The organism is Virgibacillus kekensis, assembly GCF_042654125.1.
GTDB lineage: Bacteria > Bacillota > Bacilli > Bacillales > Amphibacillaceae > Lentibacillus > Lentibacillus kekensis.
The window spans coordinates 190,952-213,498 of the sequence record NZ_JBHSFU010000007.1 but is presented as its reverse complement, the minus strand read 5'-3'; the positions used below and the strand labels follow the sequence as shown (position 1 = coordinate 213,498).

The following is a 22,547-nucleotide window of genomic DNA, read 5'->3' as shown; positions in this document are numbered from 1 at the left end:
TATTTATATTCCCTCCTTTTGACGCAGGCGTTCCAGGATTTCATCATCTTTCAGATCACTGAGCTTACGGTAATTATTTTCTTCCAGGATTGGATCAAATTGACAGACCGACAGAAACGGACAGTACGTACATGCGACATTTTGTTTGTGCTGATACGGATTGAGATGAACCCCACCTGTCGTCATGTCAATCCCCGCCTGCATCATCAACTGATGAATATGATTCTGGAGACTTGTAAATGTTTCATCATTGGCAACCTTGGAAGAACTGTAGAAACCACCATTTTTCTTCATTCCGGCTGGGACAATCTGGCTCGTACCGGATTCCAGTGATGTATCCATCATCTTTACAATCTCTTCATCAGACAGCAGGAGACCCTGCATTTTGTATTTTTTAAAGATTTCTTTTTCAATTTCATCGTCAGGCATTTTTACCTTACCGGATACCATCGGGTTGTGGACATGGAAATAAAGCACCCCTGCAGGTGTTGCTTTCAGACCAAGCCACTGTTCGGAATGTGACAGCACGACGTCAAGGTAAGTCAGCATCTGCAAGGCAAGTCCATAGTAAACTTCAAGCAGGTTAAGTCCCTTGGCACTTGATTTATAATCGATGATTCTTAAAAATAAATTCTCATCGCGGAGCGCCTTGTCGACCCGGTCAATCCGTCCGCGGAGCATGAGTTCAAATCCATTTTCAAGCGGTAGCGTGACCGGTGGCAAGGCTTTTTTATCGTCAAAACCAAAACCAAGCTCGAGACCGACTGGGGAGAATTCGCTTTGGCGTGACTGCTCACTTAATATAAACGTCGCCCGTGAGATTACCTCCTGCAGTTTCTGCTGAATATATTTATAGCGGTTCGAACTGTGCAAAATCTGATGCTGCAGAATCGGTGCAAGGCTGTCAACCGCACGCCGGGCATAACCCGCACTGTCCTGTTTAGAAAGCTGGGCAAAGTCACGGCCATCCTTTTGGACCCACTCGGTGATTTGTTTGAGTGCCTCGTGGAACAACTGTCCAATATCCGGCGCATCAAGCTTGTATGTTTTTCGTTCATCAAGCTTCAGACTGTATTTGGCAAAATGCTGATACGAACAGCGATAGTAAGTTTCTAGCCTGGAAACACTTGCTTTGACCTGTTTAGGATACAGCTCCTCGGTTGTTTTTTGTGTTAGATTGATTGGCCGGTTTTGATAGTACAGACTTTGCAATATCGTATAGGTTGTACTGTATTTTGGCTGATTTTCAATATACCAGTTAAGGACATGCCACCAAACCGGTTTTACCGGATAACCCTTTCGGCTGCGGGCAAGCTGGGCAGTCAGTGCCGATCTTGTTTTTACCGGTGTGGTAATGAACCTGTCAGCTTCTGTCAGTTCTTCCGGATCCTGCAACAGCAAATGATCACAGCAGAACGGGAACAGATCCTCGACCCGCTTAATCAGCTGGGATGGCATTTTCGACTTGCCTTCCTCGTTACTGAGCGGGTAACTGATCCACAGGGAATCGCTTGGCGACGTGAACGCGACATACATATAAAACCAATCATCAAGCAGCTGACGTTTACTGCTTTCAGCAAGCTGGATACCATGGCCAGCGAGCATTTCACGTTCCTGCTCATTAATCATGCCATCGGCTCCCGGCTTCATCGGCCATTCGCCATCATTCACACCTAAAAGGAATGAACATTTAATGCCGCTGATCCTTGAACGGTCAATCGTACCGACAATTACATGGTCCATGCTTGGAGGTACATGGGCAAATGTCAGCGTTTCAAAGCCAGCCTCAATGGTCGAACGAAACGTCTCAAGGGACATTGTTTCTTCCCCGGCCATTTCAACAATTTCATCGAACAGCTGTATGGTTGCACTCCAAACCTGATCCTGTTCCCGGCCTCGTTCAATTTGCCCCTCCGCATCGAAACGTTCGCGCGTGGCTTCAAGCTGTGCGGGAACACCAAGCTGTTCAAGCAGCAAATAAACAGTTTCGCAGAATTCCCGAATTGTTTTTGCCTGACGGATATCCTTATCAAATCCCTGAAGAGCCTGAACCACCTGGGCTCTGTATGCATTGATACGTGTTTCGATTTCTTTTTCCCTGTCAGTTTGGGCAGTCTGATCAAACCCGCGGAACCGCTGGAATGTCCAGTGTCCCTCCCCTGTCCATCGTTCCCGCGAACGGATTCCGTATTCAAGTACGTAATTTTCGAGTTCATCAATGGCATCATTATTAAGCGGATAATCCGGATCAGTCGCTGGAATGAATCCAGTTTTCAGCACACGGAAAATGGCATCATAGCGCCAGTTACCTTCCACGATGTCAAGTACGGAACGGATAAACTCTATCAATGAATGATTCAGCATCGTTCGTTTTTGATCAATGAACACCGGAATATCGTAATCATTGAAAATAGTATCAATCAGGTCATGGTACATTTCGGTCTGCCGGATAAACACCGCAATGTCTTGGAACCGGTAACCTTCCTCTCGCACGAGCCGCAAAATTTCCTGGGCAGCACCTTCCACCTCGGCCCTTGGATGAACTGCTTCGGCAATCTGAATCGGGACATCCCCTTCCATTTTTGGTGCTGGGCGAACGTCAAAGTATTTTTCCAGATGAGCCAGATACGGACGGTCACTGAACCTCCCATTCTCTGGGTGAAGTAGTGTTGTCTCTTCTATTTTTATATTATTCTCGCGGGCAATCATCAGAAGCTGCTGGAAAGTTTCTTTTGGCTGAAAGAATAAATCAAGCTCCGGTAACTCCTGCTGATCGATACTGTCACCAGCAAGCGCAATCGTCACATTGTTGCATTTTTTCATTAATGCTTCAATTACGGCCATCTCTTGCGGGGAAAAGCTGTGAAAGCCATCCAGATAGACTTCAGCATTCTCAAGCAACTTTGCATCTGCTGCTTTTTCAGCAAGCAGCTGCAGCTGATCCTCGCTGTCGATATATTTCCCCTGCAGGGAGCGTACGAGATTTTCGTATATGTACGCCAAATCCTTGAGCTTATTTGTCAGCGCAACTTCACCGGATTCCTTATGAACGAACCGGTTCATCTGTTCAATTTGCATGTACAGCATGTCAGGGGTGATGCGGTACCGTTTGAATTCGGTAATCATCGTTTCAACCTGAGACAGAAAACCCTGTTTTTCAAGTGCTTTCTGGAAGACGTTCCATTCAGATTCCTTTTCTTCAATAATCTTACGGAGCATCATCTGAATCCCGACCGAGCTGATGAACTGCCTGGTGCTCCCGCCCGTCTCCTGCAGTACACGCCATGCGAGCCGGGAAAAGCTTACTACTTGTGCACGGATGCTTCCCTTAATGTTTTTATCTTTGAACAGGGCGTACTCTTGCTGAAATGTCATTTGGTCCGGGACGATATAATATATTGGCGGTCCCTGTGGATTTTCGACGAGTTTTGCTTTAATCTCATCGAGCGTTCGGCCGCTCTTGCCGGTGCCGGCCCTTCCTATCAAAAATCGGATCCCCATAAGTAAAATCTCCCCATTTTATAATAAAAGTACAATCGTATGTTCTATTTCACAGTAAAAAAATAAGATCTTTTCATGGCTTTACCTCGCGGTTGATATAGAGTGCGATGTAAAATCATAGCTCCGCTGCGGAAATACATTACGCTTTCACCGCTCCGGGTGCAAGTCCAACATCTGTTCAAGCTAAACCTCTCACAGTGTTTCCTTTGCCGCCGGGCACGGCTTCAGCTTCCTCGCGGAAAACCACCGCCGCAGGGAAAGAAGGAAGGCCGACTAAAAACGGGCAATACGCTCAGGCGCCGGCATCCCCCATTGAAGGGCGCTTTTCCCGCAGGTGTCGACTGCCCTTCGCTCCAATCAACCTAAAACAAAGCACTATTCTTTTGTGATTTATAAATAAAAATCAACAAATGTTATAGGTAAAAAAGCACAATATCAGCGAAGGAAATACACGAAGACTCCAACGGGAAAGCGAAGACGTTGAGACCCCACAGCGAGCGTTCTCTGCGAGCGAGGAGGCTCACCGCGAGCCCGTGGAAAGCGTAGTGTATTTCCGTAGCGGTATACTACGTCGCAGTTTATAGTTTTTGTGTCAAAAAAATAAAACCCTCTGTCTCTATTTTAGCAGAGAAAGAGGGTTAATTATAGCTATTTGCCGAAGCTTAGCTGCATTTGTGAGATTGGCCAATATTTGGCATCGACTTTTCCGACAAGCTTTTTGACCGATACGAATCCGAATACCCGACTGTCCAAACTGTCCCGTCGGTTGTCGCCCATTACGAAGATTTTTCCTTCCGGGACACGGGATTTTCCAGTGACTTCTTTTAACGTAAAATCATTGGTGAACGGCCCCATTGTATACTCCCTTTTCTTCAGCGGTTCAAGAAATGGCTCTTCCACATGTTTGCTGTTGATATAAAGCTTGTCATTTCTGTATTCTATTTTGTCACCAGGAAGTCCAATCACCCGTTTCACATAGTCTTCCTTCGAGTTGGCATGGAAGACTACCACATCAAACCGGTCTACGTCAGTCAGGTCATAGGCCAGCTTATTGACCATCAGCATATTTCCATCATAAAGAGTCGGCTGCATTGACTCCCCGTCAACAATATAACTTGCGAAGAAAAATGATCGAAAAATAAATGCCAGCGCAATTGCCAGGATTACGACAGGGATTATTTTGCCAAAAAAACGTTTATTCATAGTACTTTCCTCCAGGGTCTGTCAGCCAATATCGGCGTTTGGCGATTTTCTTCTTCCATTATGCCCTTTTTGGATAATTTTTAATCTCTTCAAGACTGCTTATGTTCTGTGATTTCTTTGTCATGGTCAGCGATTTCTTTGAGTAACGATTTCCGTTGGAATCGCCGCTCGATATATTTTCCAAGTACCCAGAACAGGACAATACAAACCCCCACTACAATCGTCTTTACCGGTTCTTTGGCAAATGACATAATACTGGAGCCTACATACGCTATGGAAAAAATCATTACTGCCTTTCCTAGCAGCACTGCCAGGATAAACTGCTGGATGCTTATTTTAGAAAGCCCTGAGACGATGTTAATAACCGACGATGGCGAGAAAGGAAAACACATTAATAAAAAAAGTGGTCCAAACCCATGCCGGTCTACCCAAGCCGTGACGCGATGGACCTGTTTGTTGCTGCGGATTATTCGGAACAACCGTTTATTTCCAAGCTTCCGTACTAATAAAAAAACCAGTATAGCACCTACACTTGAGCCCGCCCATGACAATAAAAAACCTTCCAGTAACCCATACGCTGCAGCATTCGCAAACACAAACACTACTAGCGGCAGGAACGGCAGAAATGCTTCACTGAATGGCAGCAGTATCCCGGGTAATGGACCCAAATTTTCGTATTCACTAAGTAGCTGCATGATATATTCGTCAAGCCTGTCTTCTTCAAGCATGAGTTTGATGTTAGCTAAAATACTTGAAAGATCCATGTAGAAGTCTCCTTAATCATCCTATAACCATTATATACATTGTTACCTTACTTTATTTTATTGTAAACATACCAATCTGCATAGCGGAACAAACTTTCAGCCTCTTTCATTTCACATCAGATATTTTTAGTGTATTTTTTATACATTTTAGCATATAATAAATTATAGAACATTTGTTCGATTAACGGAGGGAGTATCATGCGCTATCTGGATGAAGAAGAATTGCAGCTTGCATCAAGGTTTTTATTTCTGTCGATGGCAATGGTTGTGATCCAGCAAGACCTTCAGCACATCCAAAACGGAGCTTTCAGAATAAAGGAGCCTTATTCCGAGCTGCTGGAAAAAATGAACACCGAAGCAGCGAACGAGCGCAGGGGGCTTCGGAAGAAAATGCTGAATAAGGATATCAAGGTCATATCTCTCAATAAAAATGATTCCTTTTCATCATTTCTGTTTCTCTGCCGGGGACGGGAAGAAAAGCGGAATTATTTTAACCCAGCAATCCGCAAAAAGGTGGAAAACATTTTACGGGAGCTTATGCAAAAGGCTCTGCAACCATATCAGCATCATGCTTCCGCAAATAACTGATCCGATTATCAAGCAGGTATCTGTACTGAGCCGTGCGCTGAACCTGATTCAGCATGGATCCGTATGAAACGGATAGAAGCACCGTTTTACCGTTTTTGAAAATAATTTCGGTTGAGCGATTCGGGCCAGGGCCTTCATTCACCTGGTCGATATACGAATGGGCAATCCAGGAACACTTGGAATTAGTGGGTGAAATGGTTGGGAAAAAATACATGCCGCTTCCAGGATCAACCGCGATAGGAGCCTTGTGGGTAATACCGCATATTCCCCTGGTTCCATCCTGTCTGCCACGGAGACTGCTCCCGAAAAACTTGCATGCATTATTGATGATTTTAGTTGGGGTATGACGCACAAAATATTCGTTTTGTTTTTCCAAGATACGAGTGACGGGATTTCCATTTTCATCGTACTGGGCGATTACTGCCATGGTGAGGGGTGTGACTTCATGTGACGGGTAATACAGGTCATCAAACATTGATAGTTTCATCCTTTCAAAGATGAAACGAAAGAGGCGTAACTATAATCTACCAAATTTCGGGAAAAATAGATAGAAGAAGTTTTAATTTTCTACAAATAATTATCTTAGTTCACAAATTAGACACAAGTAGGATGCTGGTAATCATTCCTGTGGTTCAGTGGATGGCTGTTTTTCGTTATTGCTGTACTCTTCAGTTGAGGTATCTATTTCCTGTACAGCTCCTTCATCAACGGATGCATGAAAATCAGGGTTGAGCAGGGTAAATGTTGCCAATTCGGGATTGTTATTCTTTTTCATAGTAGTCAACTCCTTTTTTATCTAGTATTGACTAACTATGTGAAAGATTATACTTTTTGGTTGTTGTCTAAAATGCAAAAAGCACCCCGGGGTTTCATCCCGGAGTGCTTCAAGAAACAATTTATTGCGCCACTTGTTCGCCCAGATTTTTGCGAAGGATTTTTCCTGTTGTATTTTTAGGGAGCTCATCCATAAATTCAATTTTCGCGGGAACTTTATATTTAGCAAGGTGTCCTCGACAGAATTCGAGCAGTATTGCCTCATCTAGCGCAGGGTCTTTCGTTACTACGAATGCTAAAACGGACTCACCTGTTTCAGGATACGGACTACCAATTACCGCAGCTTCGGCCACAGCTGGATGGTCATAAAGAATTTCCTCGACTTCACGCGGGTAAACATTGTAGCCGCCAACAAGAATCATATCTTTTTTACGATCGACAATGTAAAAGTAGCCTTCTTCGCCCATCCGGGCCATGTCACCAGTGAAGAGCCAGCCGTCCTTCAGCGTGGATGCTGTTTCTTCATCTAACTTGTAATAGCCTTTCATCACATTAGGACCGCGAACGATCAGTTCACCTACTTCGCCAGCAGGTACTTCTTCGCCAAGCTCATCGACAACCTTATTTTCAACGTTCATAATGCTTTTCCCTATAGAACCCGGCTTGCGAGGCTGGTCAAGTGGATTAAAGCATGTAACAGGTGATGCTTCAGACAAGCCATAGCCTTCTGAAACCTTCACTTTGAACGCCTTTTCAAATTCTTTTAGCAGCGCGACCGGCATGGAGGCCCCACCTGAGATGCAGATTCGGATGCCCGAAAAGTCAGCCTTACTGTCGGCAGCACTCTGGAGAAGATAATTGTACATAGTAGGGACACCAGCAAAGACGGTTGCTTGATGTTCGGTGGTCACCCTGAATACTTCCTGTGGTGAAAACTTCGGCATAATCAGTATGGTTCCCCCGTTCATCAATGGGGCATTCAGTGCAACAGTCAAGCAGAAAACATGGAACATCGGCAGGGCGGCGATAACCCGGTCGTCACCGCTTATTTGCAGATAATCAGCCGTATCCTTCGCGTTGGAATATATATTTTTATGGGAAAGCATTGCTCCTTTTGGTTTTCCGGTTGTCCCGGACGTATATAAAATAATGGCGGTGTCCTCGTCATCCATCGTCGGGGCGTCCAATTCAAGGCTTCCAACCTGAATCAATTGTGTAAACGGTTTCAATTTTGCGGACAAACTGCTCCCCTCAAACGATACCTCTTCCCCACTTTCACAGGCTATGTAATGTTCGATGCCAGGCACTTGATCAGCGATTGCCTCAAATTTTTTAAGCAGGACGTCCATTGTAATGACTCCCTTAACGTCCCCGTTATTGAGAATAAACGTAAGCTCTGATGGCGTGTACAGCGAATTAATCGGTATAACCACCGCTCCGATCCGAAGTGCGCCATAAAGACTGATTACATAATATGGGCTGTTTCCCAAAACCAAGGCAATATGATCACCCTTTTTATACCCAAGCTTCTGTAACTGTGATGCAAATTTAGTAACTGCCCCCTCCAGTTCCATATAGCTTGTCTCTTTATCCTGAAATACATATGCGGCTTTGTGTGGATTCTCGCTGGCTGTGACTGATAACTGTTCCGTTACATTCACCTTATATCCCCCTTGCCTGATTTATGAATGAGCAATCATTCATTTTTAGAATAAAATTCATATTTATTATAAAATACAGATATCGACAATACAAGTGTAAGCGGTTAAATTTTAAGGGAGGGTAGAATGGTAATACGCCTCATTTCTGTTAAAAAAAAAGAATCCAGCGAATGCTGGATTCTCACTCTAAATATTTTAACTGCCAATCTTAGTACAGCAGGTTAATGAAGTCTTCTTTTGAAATTTTACCAAGGTAGTGTGGTACATCTACATCAGCTAATGCTTCTTCGATTGCTTTACGCTCGTGACGAACTCCGATCAGCTTATCCTCAAGAACGCTGACATCGCCAATTCCGAAAAAGTCACCATAGATTTTGCAGTTCTGGATGGTACCATTTTTAACATCCAAACGGACATCCACGAGACCGGCATCAAATTTATGCGATTCCTGAATATTGAATTTAGGAGATTTACCGTAGTTCCACTCCCATTTTTTATAGCGCTCCTCGGAGATTTTATAAATGTTCTCCCAATCTTCTTCGGTCAGTTCATAACGTTCGACATTCTTGGAATCATCCACTTCGAAAATATAGCGGAGAATCATATCCTTGAACTCATCCATAGAGACTTTCTCGTTAAGGTATTCGGAAATATTGGCTACACGACTGCGGATTGACTTGATTCCTTTAGACTCGATTTTCTCTTTTTTAACGTTCAATGCGGAAACAACGTGCTCGACCTCTGAATCAAACATGAGTGTTCCGTGACTGAACATGCGGCCTTTTGTGGAGAACATTGCGTTTCCGGAAATTTTGCGTCCCTCGACCACGAGATCATTGCGGCCTTTCATTTCTGCAGGAACTCCCAGTTTATTCAATGCTTCCACGACCGGCTTGGTAAACTTGGCGAAATCCTGGAAACTCTCCCCATCATCTTTGGTAATGAAGCTGAAGTTCAGGTTACCTTCGTCATGGTAAACTGCCCCACCTCCGGATAAGCGTCGAACTACCTTAATGCCATTTTCATCTACATAATCCGTGTTGATTTCCTCTACTGTATTCTGATTACGTCCGATAATTATGGATGGCTTATTGATATAAAATAAAAGATATGTATCTTGTTCGCCGAAGTTCTGGAGGACATATTCTTCCAGTGCAAGATTGACTGTTGGATCTGTTATTCCCTTATTATCTATGAATTTCATCGTCTATCCCTCCTGTATTAGTATCTATAATAAGTGTAATAGAAATTTCTTACACAATCAAAGTTAATGACTTTTTTCCCAGGCTAGTCCCTCTTCTGCTAATCTGATTATTCCTGAGAAATGCTGCTCGGCTTCTTTTATTAAATCCTTGTGGTCCCCAAAGTGGGGCAAATGGCTCAGTACAAGCTCGCCAACCCCAGCCTCATGCGCAATTCTGGCGCCTTCTTCACTAGTCATATGTCCTGCCTTTTTACTGTTCTGCCCTGCATAGAAGTTACAGTCTGTAATAAGAAGATCAGCATGTTCGGCAAAAGAAATCCACTCTTCTTTAAACGATGTATCAGCAGTATAAACGATGGCAGATTCACCATCCGTTATGCGCATGCCATAGCAAGGAACCGGGTGGTCTGTTTTTTGAAAGGTAACCGAAAATGGCCCAACTTCGAGCTGCTTTTTCGGATCATAAGCCACTCCTTTTGTGAATCGGTGACTGAGCGATTCAAAGCCCTCCTGGTCGTCGGTATGCCCATAGATTGGCAACACAGTTTTACGATCCTGAATATATGACTGAACTAGCCATGCATACTGAAGTACACCAATGTCAGCAATATGGTCGTTGTGATAATGTGATAGAACTACCGCATTGATATCGGTGACCTTTGTATAGTTCTGTACTTTGGACAGTGAACCGCTCCCCGCATCAATCAGTAGCGTATATCCATCTTTCTCGAGTAAATAAGCTGAGGTTGCTCCACCTGCAGCCGGGTAGCCGCCCCAATGTCCGATCACGGTCAATTTCATAGACTTTCACCTCATTTTTAAAATTTGTTGTAACACAGTGTTGACACTATACATACTGTTATATTACAATGGTTTTATCAACTTAAAGGAGGATACACATGGATAACGTCGTTGAGTTTTTCAGGAATTTACCAAAGAAAAAGTGTCAGGAATGCGGCCAGGACATGCTTGAGAAAGCTGACTGCTATGGTAATTTATGTGACGAATGTGATCATCCGGCAAGATAACGTGTATTGACATCAGGTTGAAAATAAATAATCTGTATTAATTGTACTGTAACAGTTTTATACTTTCCATCAGCAGCTATTCGGGGATAGCTGTTTTTTTTGTATAGATTTCTGAAAAATCGTGTCATTCGGACGGATTTTGTTTTATAATTTATTAGGGAAACGAAGTAATTGGGAGAGGGGTATCCAAATTGACAACAAATTCTAAACGATTAACACGAGCTGAAGTACCAGTCGAACAGAGGTGGGACTTGCATGATTTGTTCGCATCAGACGACGAATGGGAGAAGGAACTAACCGCAATTCAGGCAAACGTAAGTGATGTCACACAGTATAAGGGGCGTCTGAACACCAACCCGGAGACATTGCTGAACTGCCTTGTAGCGCTGGAAAACTATGAGCAGCGGCTTGTTCGCGTATCTACCTACGCTTCACTAAAAGGTGCTGCTGACGGGTCTGATCCTAAAAACCAGGGAGATATGGCCAGAGTATCATCTGCACTGGCGGCAATTGGTGCTAAACTTTCATTTGTAGAGGCAGAACTTTTGAATATGTCGCAGAATACAATAGAGTATTTCCTGGAGACAGAGCCTCTTCTTGAAACTTATCAAAAAATGCTTAATGATATTCTCGAGAAAAAGCCATATACAATGGCCCCTGAAATCGAGGAAACCCTCGCTGCTCTTGGAGAAGTACATAGTTCGCCATATATGATTTACCAGCGCAGTAAGTCCTCAGACATGGAGTTTGATTCGATTGAGGGGGAAAACGGCGAGAAATTGCCTATGTCGTTTGCGCTTTATGAAGACCGGTATGAATTTTCACCGGACACTGCGACCCGTCGCGAAGCATACGATTCTTTTGTTAAGACATTGAACCAGTATAAAAATACGTATGCCGCAACTTATGCAACTGAGGTAACTAAGCAGGTTACCCTCTCCAGACTACGCAACTACAGCTCCGTGACCGATATGCTATTACAGCCACAGCAGGTTACAAAAAATATGTACAACAACCAGCTTGATGTCATTCAGGAAGAGCTTGCACCACATATGCGTCGGTTTGCCGAGCTAAAAAAAGAAAAGCTTGGCCTTGAAGAGTTGCATTTTGCTGATTTAAAAGCACCACTTGATCCAAAGTTCAATCCGACAACATCATATGAGGAAGCGACTTCTACAATTCTGGATGCATTGAAAGTAATGGGACCTGAGTACAGTGAGATTATGGAACAAGGAATAAATAGCCGTTGGGTGGATTACTCAGATAATGTCGGAAAATCCACCGGTGCCTTTTGTGCGAGCCCGTACGGTGTCCATCCATATATTCTAATTACCTGGACAGACACGATGCGCGGCGCATTTGTGCTTGCACATGAACTTGGTCATGCTGGCCACTTCTATCTTGCCGGCAAAAACCAAAACTATGTGAACACCCGTGCCTCAACGTACTTTATCGAAGCACCATCGACTATTAATGAGTTGCTGCTGGCTGACCATCTAATCAGTAAAACAGACGACAAACGGATGAAACGCTGGGTGATCACACAGTTACTTGGTACGTACTACCATAATTTTGTGACTCATCTGCTCGAGGGTGAATTCCAGCGCCGCGTGTATACGTTGGCCGAGGAAGGAACTCCTCTAACCGCGAACCTGCTGACACAGCAAAAGAAAGAAGCACTTGAAAACTTCTGGGGTGATACGGTCGCAATCGATGAAGGTGCAGGCCTAACATGGATGCGTCAGCCGCATTACTACATGGGGTTATACCCGTACACTTACTCAGCCGGACTGACTGTATCGACTGCTATGGCCCAAAAAATCCGTGAAGAAGGCCAGCCGGCTGTGGACCGCTGGTTATCCGTCCTGAAAGCTGGTGGTACGCTCAAACCACAGGATCTAGCTTTAAAGGCTGGTGTCGATATGTCTAAACCAGACGCAATAAAAGAAGCAGTCGCATACGTCGGCTCGCTTGTTGATGAACTCGTGAAAAGCTACGAAGAATAATAGATGATAGTTATGTAATCCTATCCCAACCTTCTTGAGAAATCGTAACAGAAACCGATAAATCAGTTTAATAGATTAATGGAGAAGCAATCAGAGGAAATCTGGTTGCTTTTTCTTTGATTAGGAAAATAATTGTTGTCGATTAGGGGGGGGACTAGTTCGATGAGCGGCATTTGGCAAGGTTCTCCGCTTCCTTCGACCTCTCATCAAGGCGATGAGCGGGGTGACTACTTTTACGGCTGGTCACCTTTTACTGTATCTTCATGTCCTTAAGTTTACCTTTATTCGAACCGAATTCCCTACCGCTCTCGGCTAAAACAAAAAATCTTAACCAAAAAAACAGGACCGAATCATTTGCTGATTGGTCCTGCCTCTCCTATATTACTTACTTAAATATCCCAGTACGTCAGCAACGGCCTTTTCCCCCTGATCAATACAATCCGGAACGCCAATCCCTTCATACGAACTTCCTGTCAGGAATACGCCTGGTAGCTCACGGTCCGCTGAATTACGGACACGGGCAATGCGCTCTTTGTGCCCTACGGTATATTGCGGCATAGCGTTCTTCCACCGGGTAATCACACTGAACTCTGGCTTTTCTGTAATATTCATTGTCTTGTTTAAATCACGAAGGACAATTTCGGTTATTTCTTCGTCCGAAAGATCGACCACCGACTGATCAGATGGGCGCCCGACATAACAGCGCAGCAAGGCTTTTCCATCTGGTGTAGTGTTCGGCCATTTCTTATGTGTCCATGTACACGCTGTTATACGGAAATCACTGTTACGCGATACGACAAAGCCGGTGCCATCAATATCCTTTTTGATTGCAGACTGGTCAAACGCCATTGCAACATTGGCAACCGATGTAGCTGGGATATCGTTGAAATCCTCGAAAAGATCATACTGGCTAAACATCCGGGGCAGCGTATGATGCGGAGTTGCCATAATAACGGCATCTGCCTTGTACACTTCCCCGCTGCTGAGGAGAAGATGGTAGCCATGCTCCTTTTTCTCGACATGGTCAACAGCAGTATTAAGCGAATACAAGCCGTTTAGCTCGTCCGCCAGCTTATCAACCAGTGACCCTAGTCCATTTTTAAAAGAGAAAAACATCCCGGGTTTTTTACCGGTTGATTTCTTCCGCTTCGGCATCGTTTTCTGCAGGCCTTTAATCAAACTGCGGTGTTCCTGCTCGAGATTATAAAAATTCGGGAACGTCGCCATAATACTCATGTCATCAATATCCCCCGCATAAATCCCCGACAGCAAAGGTTCAATCAGGTTTTCTACAAGTTCATTACCGAACCGGTGGCGGAAAAAGCCTCCCAGCGACTGATCACTAACCGGTTTGCTTTTTGGTAGAACAAAGTCAAATCCGGCACGCAGTTTTCCTTTTGGCGAAAAAATTCCTGAAAATAGAAATGGTCGTACTTGTGTTGGGATTCCCATAAATGCTCCAGTCGGCATTTTGTGCAGCTTATTATTTACCAGAATATACGATTGCCCGGTACCATTACGGACTAGCTCGTCGGACATCCCCAGTTCTTCGGTAAGCTTCACGGCCGGCTGTTTCCGCGCCAGAAATGAGTCCGGTCCCTGCTCAATAACAAATCCATCGTGGTGCTTCGTCTTTATTTTACCACCAAGCCGGTCACTTGCCTCGACAAGTTTAACTTCGTATGGCAGGTTATTCTCAGTTATTTCTTTTCGCAAATAATAAGCAGCGGATAATCCTGTTATCCCGCCGCCTACTATTACAATTGTTTTATTAGCGCTCATCGCACTTCACTCTTTACTTTACGTAATACAACATCAGCGAGTGTGTTAATAAACTGCGGATGAACATTTGGCATTTCCGGACGATGGTAGCTGGCGCCAAGTTCATCACACACAACTTTACACTCGTAATCATTATCATATAATACTTCCAGGTGATCAGCTATGAAACCAACTGGAGCATATACAAAGGAACGATACCCTTTTTGTTTATACAGGTCACGGGTCAGATCCTGAACGTCCGGTCCAAGCCATGGGTCAGGAGTGTTCCCTTCACTTTGCCAACCGATTTCATAGTTTGTGATCCCGGTAGCTTCGGAAATAAGTTGTGCAGTCTCCTTCAACTGGTCTGGATATGGATCCTCGTTCTGAAGAATTTTTTCCGGCAGGCTGTGGGCAGACACGATAAGTACCGCTTTCTCACGCTCATCCGTTGACATGTCATTATAGACATCGGCAATTTGGTCAGCCCAATATTTAATGAACCCTGGCTCATTATACCAGCTTTCCACCGATTCGATGGAAATTCCATGCTTCTCTGCTTCTTCTTGTGCCCGGCTGTTGTATGATTTCACGCTGAATGTTGAGTAGTGCGGTGCCAGTACGAGTGACACGGCTTCTTTAATCCCGTCCTCAGCCATTTGGGCAACTGCATCCTCGATGAATGGTGTGATATGTTTCAGGCCGATATAAACGCTGAATTCTATTTCATCTTGTGTCGCATTCAAGTTCACCTCGAGGGCCTTTGCCTGCTCCTGGGTTATTTTGGCAAGCGGTGATATGCCACCGATTGCTTTATAGCGGTCCTTCAGATCCTGCAATGCTTCCTCGGATGGCTTTCTTCCATGTCGGATGTGCGTATAGTATGGCTCAATGTCCTCTTCCTTGTAAGGCGTTCCATACGCCATTACGAGCAATCCCATTTTTTTCCTTTCCATTTCCAGCACCTCTTCTATTTCAGATTATCGTTTGGAATACGTATGAATCAGTTCGGTCAATTTTTTCAGCGTTTCCGGGCTAATATCCGGTGTTACGCCATGTCCAAGGTTGAACACATGACTTTCCTGCTGCATGGCTTCATCCAGAATTCCTTTTGTTCTGGATTCAATCGTTTCCCAATCCGCCAAAAGAATTGCAGGATCTAGATTGCCCTGGAGCACCTTGGTAACACCCATTTGGCGCGCCTCAGTAATGGAAGTCCGCCAGTCAAGGCCAATCACGTCCACCGGAAGCTCATTCCACTCAAGCAGCAAGTGTCGCGCACCTACTCCGAAAATAATCAAAGGAACGTTCTCCTTTTGAAGTTCAGAGAAAATCCGCTGCATAACCGGTTTGATGAACATCCGGTAATCTGGAGCATTCAAAGCACCTACCCATGAGTCAAAAATCTGGATTGCCCGAGCACCTGCTGCAATTTGGGCTTTCACATACTCAATTACCATATCGCCAAGTTTGTCCATCAACGCAAACCAGACGTCAGGTTGGCTGTACATCATTGCTTTAGTCTTGCCATAATTACGTGATGGTCCGCCTTCAATCATGTAGCTTGCCAGTGTAAATGGAGCTCCGCTGAATCCAATAAGCGGCACTTCCAGCTGTTCCTCACTTAAAAGTCGAATTGTATCAAGAACGTACGGCACATCATTTTTTGGGTTAATGGCACCCAGTTTTTCCACGTCTTGCAAATTCCTGATTGGATTGGCAATTACAGGACCAATTCCCGATTTAATCTCCACATCAACGCCAAGCGAAGGCAATGGTGACATGATATCTTTATACAAAATGGCTGCATCCACCCCGTAATGCTCCACCGGCAGACGGGTAACATATGCACAAAGTTCTGGCTGATGCGTTATTTCAAACAATGAATATTTCTTCTTTAATTCGCGGTATTCTTTCTGAGACCGTCCTGCCTGGCGCATAAACCATGCCGGAGTATAGTCTGTTTTTTCACCATTATACGCGCGGATAATAGTATCATTAATTTGTTTTGACATTATTTTCACCCTTTTAACCTACTTAAGCCCTAATATCCAATTTTAACTATAGCTATTTCCAACCATTCTGTATAGCAAACCACTTAGATTGTCATCAATTTGTCTAAATTAACCCCATGCTAAAAAATATCATCGGGACAGTTTAACCGTATTTGACTTAATACCTTCCAGTTTGGTTAGTGGGTTGTACGGAACCACATAATAGCTGGAAGATTTAAATGCATTGACGTTATCAATCGTAAATGCAGTCTTACCTTTTACTTCCCCAATCCGCTTATCAATTCCACGTTTCTCCTGATAAATCCTGTATACAATACGGTCACTTTCTCCGCCGCTCCAATTCAGTTTTCCCTGAAATAGTGGAAACCCGCCAAATACAATCTCACCATTAAGCTTAATTTTTTCCGGTAATTCGATTGGCTCAGGCAAGTCCTCCACATTTTCCGGCTTTTTAAAAGAAGCCGTCAATGGTTCCTGTTTGTCCAATTCTGAAAGGATGGTTTTTGTCAGCATCGTCGGGTAATCACTGCCCCCTGTAAGATAATGTTCTTTATCGGTCTGATCATAACCCATCCACAGTGCGATGACATAGTCCGGCGTGTACCCGACAAACCAGGAATCCTTTACCTTTTCGGGTACATGCGGATGCTCGGTAGTTCCGGTTTTTCCAGCCAACGCTTTATCATACTCACCAGCTGTAGCCGTTCCTTCCTCGACAATTCCAATCAGCATTTCGGTCATATTCCAGGCAACCTGTGGGCTAAATACAGCCGTTTCTTTCCCACTACCTTGGAAAATAATTTCGCCATTTTTGTTATAAATCCGGTCAATCGTATACGAATCAACCACCTCACCACCACTGGCAAATGTACGGTAGCTCTCGGCCATTTTCAACGGCGAAATACCACGTTTTAAACCGCCTAGCGCGATTGCCAGGCCATCATCCGGAATGGTGATATTCATTTTCCCCAAGTAATCTTTGGCATACGGAATTCCAATCTGGTTCAGGAGCCAGACTGCAGTTGTGTTTTTCGACTCCTTCAGGGCTTCATAAATAGAAACTGCGCCCTCATATTTCCCGTCATAGTTGGTCGCCGTATAGTCTCCGATTTCCCGCTTCTGGTCCGGCAACAATGAGTACGGCCGGTAGCTCTTCTGCATTAATGCTGGTGCATAGACCGCAATCGGTTTAATTGTCGAACCAGGCTGTCGTTTGACAGTAACCCGGTTAAGGTCCCCGAGCTTGTATTCTCTCCCGCCTATCGCCGCGGCAACCTTTCCGCTGTCCTTTTCAACCATCACGAAAGCACCCTCGATCCCTGATGTATTGCCTGGGAAATATTCCTCATTTTGAAATTTTTCGTAGGCAATCCGCTGGGCGTTCTCGTTCATATTGACTACAATACGGTAACCGCCGCGGCGCAGTTCATTTGTCGAAACCTGGTACTTATCCTCAGCTTCCTCAATGACAAGATTTATATAACTGTCTGTCCAAGGATTCGGCTTTTCTTCCTTTATATTTAAACCCAGTGTCTTTCCTTGGGCGACTATTCGATCTTCAGTAGATAGCTTTCCGGCATTTTCCATTGCCTGTAAAACCACATTTCGCCGATCCAATGCCCGGTCAGGATGGTTAATCGGTGAATAGCCATTCGGTGCCTTAGCAAGTCCGGCTAACATTGCTCCCTCAGATAATGTTAGGTCCTCGACTGATTTTGAAAAGAACTTCTGTGTCGCAACTTCAATTCCATACCAACCATGTCCGAAATATATTTCATTTAAGTATAATTCCAAAATCTTATCTTTTGAAAAGTTACGTTCCAGATAAATAGCGGCCATTACTTCCTTGGTTTTCCGCATCCATGTTTTATCATTATGCAAAAACAGGTTTTTAGCGAGCTGTTGTGTAATCGTACTCGCGCCCTCAACTTTGGACATAGCAAGTATATCCCGGTAGACTGCTCTGATAACGGACTGGAAATCAACCCCGGCATGTTCATAAAAACGCCGGTCTTCCACTGCAACAAACGCTTCTTTCACATGCTCAGGTACCCTGTCAATGTTAATCGGTATCCGGTTTTCATTATATAACTTACCGATAACTTCCCCGTCTTCCGTCTCAATCGTAGTCGTCGCATCCAGGACCAGATTTTCTTCATCAACAACCAGATTCCCGCCAAATAGGATTATCGCATAACCCAATAATCCCAGTAACAACATAAAACTTAATGAAAGCAGGAGCCATTTCCCCTTGCCTTTCATAAAGTCTGTGGTTTTTTTCATTTATTCACCTCGATCAAAAAATTACTATTCTATTATACGACAGATTTCACCATTAAAAAAGTAATAATATCTAATGTTATTTAATAATTATTTTAAACGGCGAGAAAGTCAAAAATCAAAAATGAGTTTATAACCCTCCATACTTAACCCAAACAATTATTAGAACGAAATGGCAAAATAGGGTATGTTATTGTTATGATGGAAAAAAGAATTCCGAAAGGGGTATCCGTATGAATGCGTATATGACAAACGGTACATTTGATTTTCTGAAAAAAATTGATGATGAGCACCCGGAAGTGGATTTTTATTATATGAGCGGAGAAAACAGCACCCTTGTTTATTATGAAAGCGACGGGAAAAGTGTTTTCTCATCTGGTCGGGGATATGAACTCGTGATCAATAACGGTGATATGAAACAATCGGGCTATGTGGTGATGAACAACATTCCGGTTACCGATGACGGAGCGCCCGTTTTTGAGGATCGCTTTAAGAAGAGGCAACAGAACGTCGACACAATGCCAGGATTCCAGGCATTCCGGCTGTTACGGCCAAAAAAAGGCAACACGTATGTGGTTCTGACCCAATGGGCAAGCGAAAAGGACTTTGAGAACTGGAAAAACTCCGACCAGTTCTCAAAAGCGCATAAAGACGGCGGAACAAAACCTCCTGCTTACTTCGCTGACCGCCCATTCGTGACTACGTATCGTATGGTGAACCCGGAAGATTTAAAATGAACTAGTGGTGTTAGCTCAATAATCGGATAAAAGCGCTCATAAATAAACGATTTCCGCTTAATAAAGAGTGATTATCGCTTATTAACGGCGAATTTCCGCTCAATATTGGGTGAAGAGCAATCAAGAATTCATCCGGAACATCAAGAAAAGCCAGCATGCCTCAGAGGCCAGCTGGCTTTTTTAATGTTTTCCAGTTTGTTACCTGTTATTTCGATTTCTGATCTTCGTTATTTTCCAAATCTTCTTTTGTGGATTGGCCTTCGCTGCTATCAGGCACATCACCTGAATGTTCTTCCCATTCCTCATTCCCTGAGTCATCAGCAGGGATGTCCGGTTCAACCAGATAATAGTTGAAGAATGCCCGGAATATATCTTCTGATTTGGATCCATTGACCCTGTCCACTTCTTTTCCATCTTCAAAATAAACAACCGTTGGAGTGCCCTCGATTCCATACTCCATCCACGCACTCTCAAACTCAAGCAAGTTAAGTTTTTTCAAATCAACACCCATTTCCTCTGCAAGTGGTACTAGGTACGGGGTTGTCTGCTGACAGTGCGGGCATGTCGGGCTATAGAAATAAACTACCATATCTTCCTCATTTTCGAGCTTCTTCTCCAGTTCGTCCGGTGTAAGCTGGTTTCCGTATAACGGATCGTCAAGTTGATCAATCGTCGCTTGATGCAGATCGTCTTTTCCGTATGGATTTTCGTTATCGCCGATTGCCTGCTGGTTCTTGTAATCAATCACAAAATACAACGCTATAAACAGTACAAGAACTGATGCCAGGATAATTATCATTTTCTTTTTCATGGTTTATTTCCCCCTACTTTGCTTAAGTAAAATAATATGCAGTACAAAAATTATGATAAATGCTGTTCCTGCAAGAAATGGAATCGTCACAAACCCAAAATAGTTTATGTATTCGGTATTGCACGGTATCAATCCACATGAACCGCCCGCTTCATGAAACCCGGGTAGTTTCTGGATTAAATAGTGATAAGTAGAAACACCAACTCCGATTCCACTCATAATCAGGCCTGGCAATGCAATACTTATATCTCTCTTGAAAGCCGCCACACCGTATATAATAACTAACGGATACATCAGGATACGCTGATACCAGCATAGTTCACATGGTTCATAACCCATAATTTCTGAAAAAAACAGGCTCCCCAGCATAGCAACAAGCGCCTGTGCCCATATCAGCATCAGCAATGTCTCGTTTGGTTTCGTATTCCCCACAGGTGCTCCACCCTCCATTTTTTGATATATTTCGTATTATACAGGGCGGTACATAGAAAAATCAAAAAGTTATTCCTGCATATTTACTCTTTTTGCTCAGTTAGGGCATTTTTGTGAACGTAAACTGCTGCCTGGGTCCGATCGTGCACATCCAGCTTACTGAGAATGTTACTGACATGTGTTTTTACCGTCTTTATACCGATGAATAGTTTTTCGCTAATTTCCTGGTTGGTCAGCCCGTCACCGATACAGAGGAGCACTTCCAGCTCACGTTCCGTTAAATGGTCATGGAGTTTCTTTTGCTCCGTTCGAAAACTTGACATCATTTTCCCAGCCACTTTCGGTTCGATTACATTTTCTCCACGGGCAGCTTTTTTGACCGCATGTGCAATGTCTGACGCGGATGATGTTTTGAGTATATAACTGAATGCCCCTGCCTCAATTGCCGGGAATACTTGTTTATCATCATAATAACTTGTAAGAATGATAACCTTGCATTCCGGAAATTCGTTCATTACCTGTTTGGTTGCATCAATTCCAGTCCCATTCTCCATCATCAGATCCATCAGCACAACGTCCGGGCGGTGCTCCAGAATAATCTTCGCACCCTGGTTGCCGCTTGATGCCTGCCCGACAACTTCAATCTCATCCTCAGTCTGAAGGTAGGCAACAATGCCTTTTCGTACAATTTCATGGTCATCGACAACTACAACACGGATCATCTAATCTCCCCCTAATAGTCAGCATGGAATGCGGATATCTATATACGTCCCTTCACCCTCGATGGAACGTATCGTAAATGTCCCGCCAAGTTCTTCACTTCGTTCTTTCATTGTTTTTAATCCATATGATGTCTTTCGCCTGGAGTCTGCTTCAACATTAAACCCGCTGCCATTATCACTTATATGTAAAAAAAGTTCCTTACTTCGAGTGAACATTTCCAGCTTTAGACCTGTCGCATTCGCGTGCCTTAATGTGTTGGACATTGCTTCCTGAATAATCCGGAAAACATGTTCCTCGGTTGTATCGCTTACATGCATGTCTTCGTCAATGTTTAACGTAAAATCAAGCGCGGTTTTCTGCTGCAGCTCATCTACCAGCTTTCTGACACCGACTGGCAGCGGCTCACCTGACAGGTGGATCGGCCGTAGATGCAACAGCAACGCTCGCATCTCGGTCTGTGCCTTTAATGCAGTTTCCGCAACATCCTTCAACTGGTCCTTTGCAATGCTTGTGTCACGGTCAAACTGCTTAAGCGCGGCTTCCGACATCATCGTAATCGCGAACAACTGCTGGCTGACAGCATCATGCAAGTCGCGCGCCAGCCGTTGCCGCTCCTCTATCGCTGCCGCTTTATGTGCGTCCTTTGCCAAGTCTGATTTTTCGTCGGCCATCCGCTGCAACGACTTCACCTGGTCCTGAAGTTTTTTTCCCAGTTCATTCATTTCATTACTAATCCTTGCAATCTCATCTTCTTCTTTCGAATAAATTCGAGAATTATAGTTACCATTTGAAAACTGCGTAATCAAAACCGACAGATAATCGAGCCGCTCCTTAAATTCACCACTCGATTTGAAACCTGCATAAACAGAAATAACAATCGCAATAACAATATAAAGCAGAATAAAAATAAAAATTCCAAGCGCTGTCAACCACTGTGGCGCGAACAACACATAAATCGACAGAAGGATGGACAACAGCGTGATCGCCGTCAAAAACAACGCATAAAGGTGCGATCTGATAAACATATAACGAATACTGCTCAACTTTTTCATCATCCGG

The 22,547-nt window shown here is 44.0% G+C and carries 20 protein-coding genes; 4 read left to right on the top strand and 16 right to left on the bottom strand.

Annotated features, from left to right (window positions below; translation table 11 throughout):
- Nucleotides 1-3 precede the first annotated feature (3 nt).
- From addB to ACFO3D_RS13360, 3 genes are all read right to left on the bottom strand, one after another.
- Nucleotides 4-3,501: a helicase-exonuclease AddAB subunit AddB gene (gene addB / locus ACFO3D_RS13370; RefSeq protein ID WP_390296808.1), complete on the bottom strand. Its 3,498-nt coding sequence runs from the start codon at nucleotides 3,499-3,501 to the stop codon at nucleotides 4-6.
- A gap of 648 nt (nucleotides 3,502-4,149) precedes the next feature.
- Nucleotides 4,150-4,704 carry a signal peptidase I gene (gene lepB, locus ACFO3D_RS13365; protein ID WP_390296806.1) on the bottom strand — a complete coding sequence of 185 codons (555 nt, stop codon included), beginning with the start codon at nucleotides 4,702-4,704 and terminating at the stop codon, nucleotides 4,150-4,152.
- 89 nt (nucleotides 4,705-4,793) lie between these two features.
- The gene (locus ACFO3D_RS13360) at nucleotides 4,794-5,468 is read right to left on the bottom strand and encodes a TVP38/TMEM64 family protein (protein WP_390296803.1); all 675 of its coding nucleotides are present in this window, start codon (nucleotides 5,466-5,468) and stop codon (nucleotides 4,794-4,796) included.
- A gap of 198 nt (nucleotides 5,469-5,666) precedes the next feature.
- Between ACFO3D_RS13360 and ACFO3D_RS13355 the strand changes: the two genes are divergently transcribed.
- Nucleotides 5,667-6,056, top strand: a complete 390-nt coding sequence (locus ACFO3D_RS13355) for a YhjD family protein (RefSeq protein WP_390296801.1) — start codon at nucleotides 5,667-5,669, stop codon at nucleotides 6,054-6,056.
- Here the strand turns inward: ACFO3D_RS13355 and ACFO3D_RS13350 are convergent.
- The 5 genes from ACFO3D_RS13350 to ACFO3D_RS13330 form a co-directional block, all read right to left on the bottom strand.
- Nucleotides 6,004-6,531, bottom strand: a complete 528-nt coding sequence (locus ACFO3D_RS13350; protein ID WP_390296798.1) for a competence protein ComK — start codon at nucleotides 6,529-6,531, stop codon at nucleotides 6,004-6,006. The two genes, ACFO3D_RS13355 and ACFO3D_RS13350, sit on opposite strands and share 53 nt — an antisense overlap.
- A gap of 144 nt (nucleotides 6,532-6,675) precedes the next feature.
- Nucleotides 6,676-6,831: a hypothetical protein gene (locus ACFO3D_RS13345; protein WP_390296795.1), complete on the bottom strand. Its 156-nt coding sequence runs from the start codon at nucleotides 6,829-6,831 to the stop codon at nucleotides 6,676-6,678.
- 121 nt (nucleotides 6,832-6,952) lie between these two features.
- Nucleotides 6,953-8,491: a fatty acid--CoA ligase family protein gene (locus ACFO3D_RS13340; protein WP_390296792.1), complete on the bottom strand. Its 1,539-nt coding sequence runs from the start codon at nucleotides 8,489-8,491 to the stop codon at nucleotides 6,953-6,955.
- Nucleotides 8,492-8,699: 208 nt separating this feature from the next.
- Complete coding sequence (locus ACFO3D_RS13335; protein ID WP_390296789.1) at nucleotides 8,700-9,695, bottom strand: lipoate--protein ligase; 996 nt, start codon at nucleotides 9,693-9,695, stop codon at nucleotides 8,700-8,702.
- 63 nt (nucleotides 9,696-9,758) lie between these two features.
- Nucleotides 9,759-10,496: an MBL fold metallo-hydrolase gene (locus ACFO3D_RS13330; protein ID WP_390296786.1), complete on the bottom strand. Its 738-nt coding sequence runs from the start codon at nucleotides 10,494-10,496 to the stop codon at nucleotides 9,759-9,761.
- A 98-nt stretch (nucleotides 10,497-10,594) separates the two neighbouring features.
- Here ACFO3D_RS13330 and yhfH point away from each other — a divergent pair, with 98 nt between their 5' ends.
- A complete protein-coding gene (gene yhfH, locus ACFO3D_RS13325; protein WP_390296783.1) occupies nucleotides 10,595-10,723 on the top strand; it encodes a protein YhfH in 129 nt (42 codons plus the stop codon).
- Between the two features lie 191 nt (nucleotides 10,724-10,914).
- On the top strand, nucleotides 10,915-12,729 hold the full coding sequence (gene pepF, locus ACFO3D_RS13320) for an oligoendopeptidase F (protein WP_390296780.1): 1,815 nt from the start codon (nucleotides 10,915-10,917) through the stop codon (nucleotides 12,727-12,729).
- A gap of 381 nt (nucleotides 12,730-13,110) precedes the next feature.
- Here pepF and hemY read toward each other — a convergent pair whose 3' ends face one another.
- The 4 genes from hemY to ACFO3D_RS13300 form a co-directional block, all read right to left on the bottom strand.
- Nucleotides 13,111-14,511, bottom strand: coding sequence for a protoporphyrinogen oxidase (gene hemY, locus ACFO3D_RS13315; protein ID WP_390296777.1), 1,401 nt, complete (start codon nucleotides 14,509-14,511; stop codon nucleotides 13,111-13,113).
- Nucleotides 14,508-15,446 carry a ferrochelatase gene (hemH, locus tag ACFO3D_RS13310; protein ID WP_390296774.1) on the bottom strand — a complete coding sequence of 313 codons (939 nt, stop codon included), beginning with the start codon at nucleotides 15,444-15,446 and terminating at the stop codon, nucleotides 14,508-14,510. The genes hemY and hemH overlap by 4 nt, the downstream gene beginning before the upstream one ends.
- 24 nt (nucleotides 15,447-15,470) lie before the next feature.
- Nucleotides 15,471-16,505: a uroporphyrinogen decarboxylase gene (gene hemE, locus ACFO3D_RS13305; protein WP_390296771.1), complete on the bottom strand. Its 1,035-nt coding sequence runs from the start codon at nucleotides 16,503-16,505 to the stop codon at nucleotides 15,471-15,473.
- A 129-nt stretch (nucleotides 16,506-16,634) separates the two neighbouring features.
- Complete coding sequence (locus tag ACFO3D_RS13300; protein ID WP_390296768.1) at nucleotides 16,635-18,788, bottom strand: transglycosylase domain-containing protein; 2,154 nt, start codon at nucleotides 18,786-18,788, stop codon at nucleotides 16,635-16,637.
- A gap of 230 nt (nucleotides 18,789-19,018) precedes the next feature.
- Between ACFO3D_RS13300 and ACFO3D_RS13295 the strand changes: the two genes are divergently transcribed.
- Nucleotides 19,019-19,522 (top strand): antibiotic biosynthesis monooxygenase family protein, encoded by a 504-nt coding sequence (locus tag ACFO3D_RS13295; protein ID WP_390296765.1) that lies wholly within the window; start codon nucleotides 19,019-19,021, stop codon nucleotides 19,520-19,522.
- A 205-nt stretch (nucleotides 19,523-19,727) separates the two neighbouring features.
- Here the strand turns inward: ACFO3D_RS13295 and ACFO3D_RS13290 are convergent, their stop codons facing one another.
- The 4 genes from ACFO3D_RS13290 to ACFO3D_RS13275 form a co-directional block, all read right to left on the bottom strand.
- Nucleotides 19,728-20,333, bottom strand: a complete 606-nt coding sequence (locus ACFO3D_RS13290) for a thioredoxin family protein (RefSeq protein ID WP_390296762.1) — start codon at nucleotides 20,331-20,333, stop codon at nucleotides 19,728-19,730.
- A gap of 3 nt (nucleotides 20,334-20,336) precedes the next feature.
- Nucleotides 20,337-20,765: a disulfide oxidoreductase gene (locus ACFO3D_RS13285; RefSeq protein ID WP_390296759.1), complete on the bottom strand. Its 429-nt coding sequence runs from the start codon at nucleotides 20,763-20,765 to the stop codon at nucleotides 20,337-20,339.
- An 83-nt stretch (nucleotides 20,766-20,848) separates the two neighbouring features.
- Nucleotides 20,849-21,487, bottom strand: coding sequence for a response regulator transcription factor (locus ACFO3D_RS13280; protein ID WP_390296756.1), 639 nt, complete (start codon nucleotides 21,485-21,487; stop codon nucleotides 20,849-20,851).
- 18 nt (nucleotides 21,488-21,505) lie between these two features.
- The gene (locus tag ACFO3D_RS13275; RefSeq protein WP_390296753.1) at nucleotides 21,506-22,543 is read right to left on the bottom strand and encodes a sensor histidine kinase; all 1,038 of its coding nucleotides are present in this window, start codon (nucleotides 22,541-22,543) and stop codon (nucleotides 21,506-21,508) included.
- Between the last annotated feature and the right edge of the window lie 4 nt (nucleotides 22,544-22,547).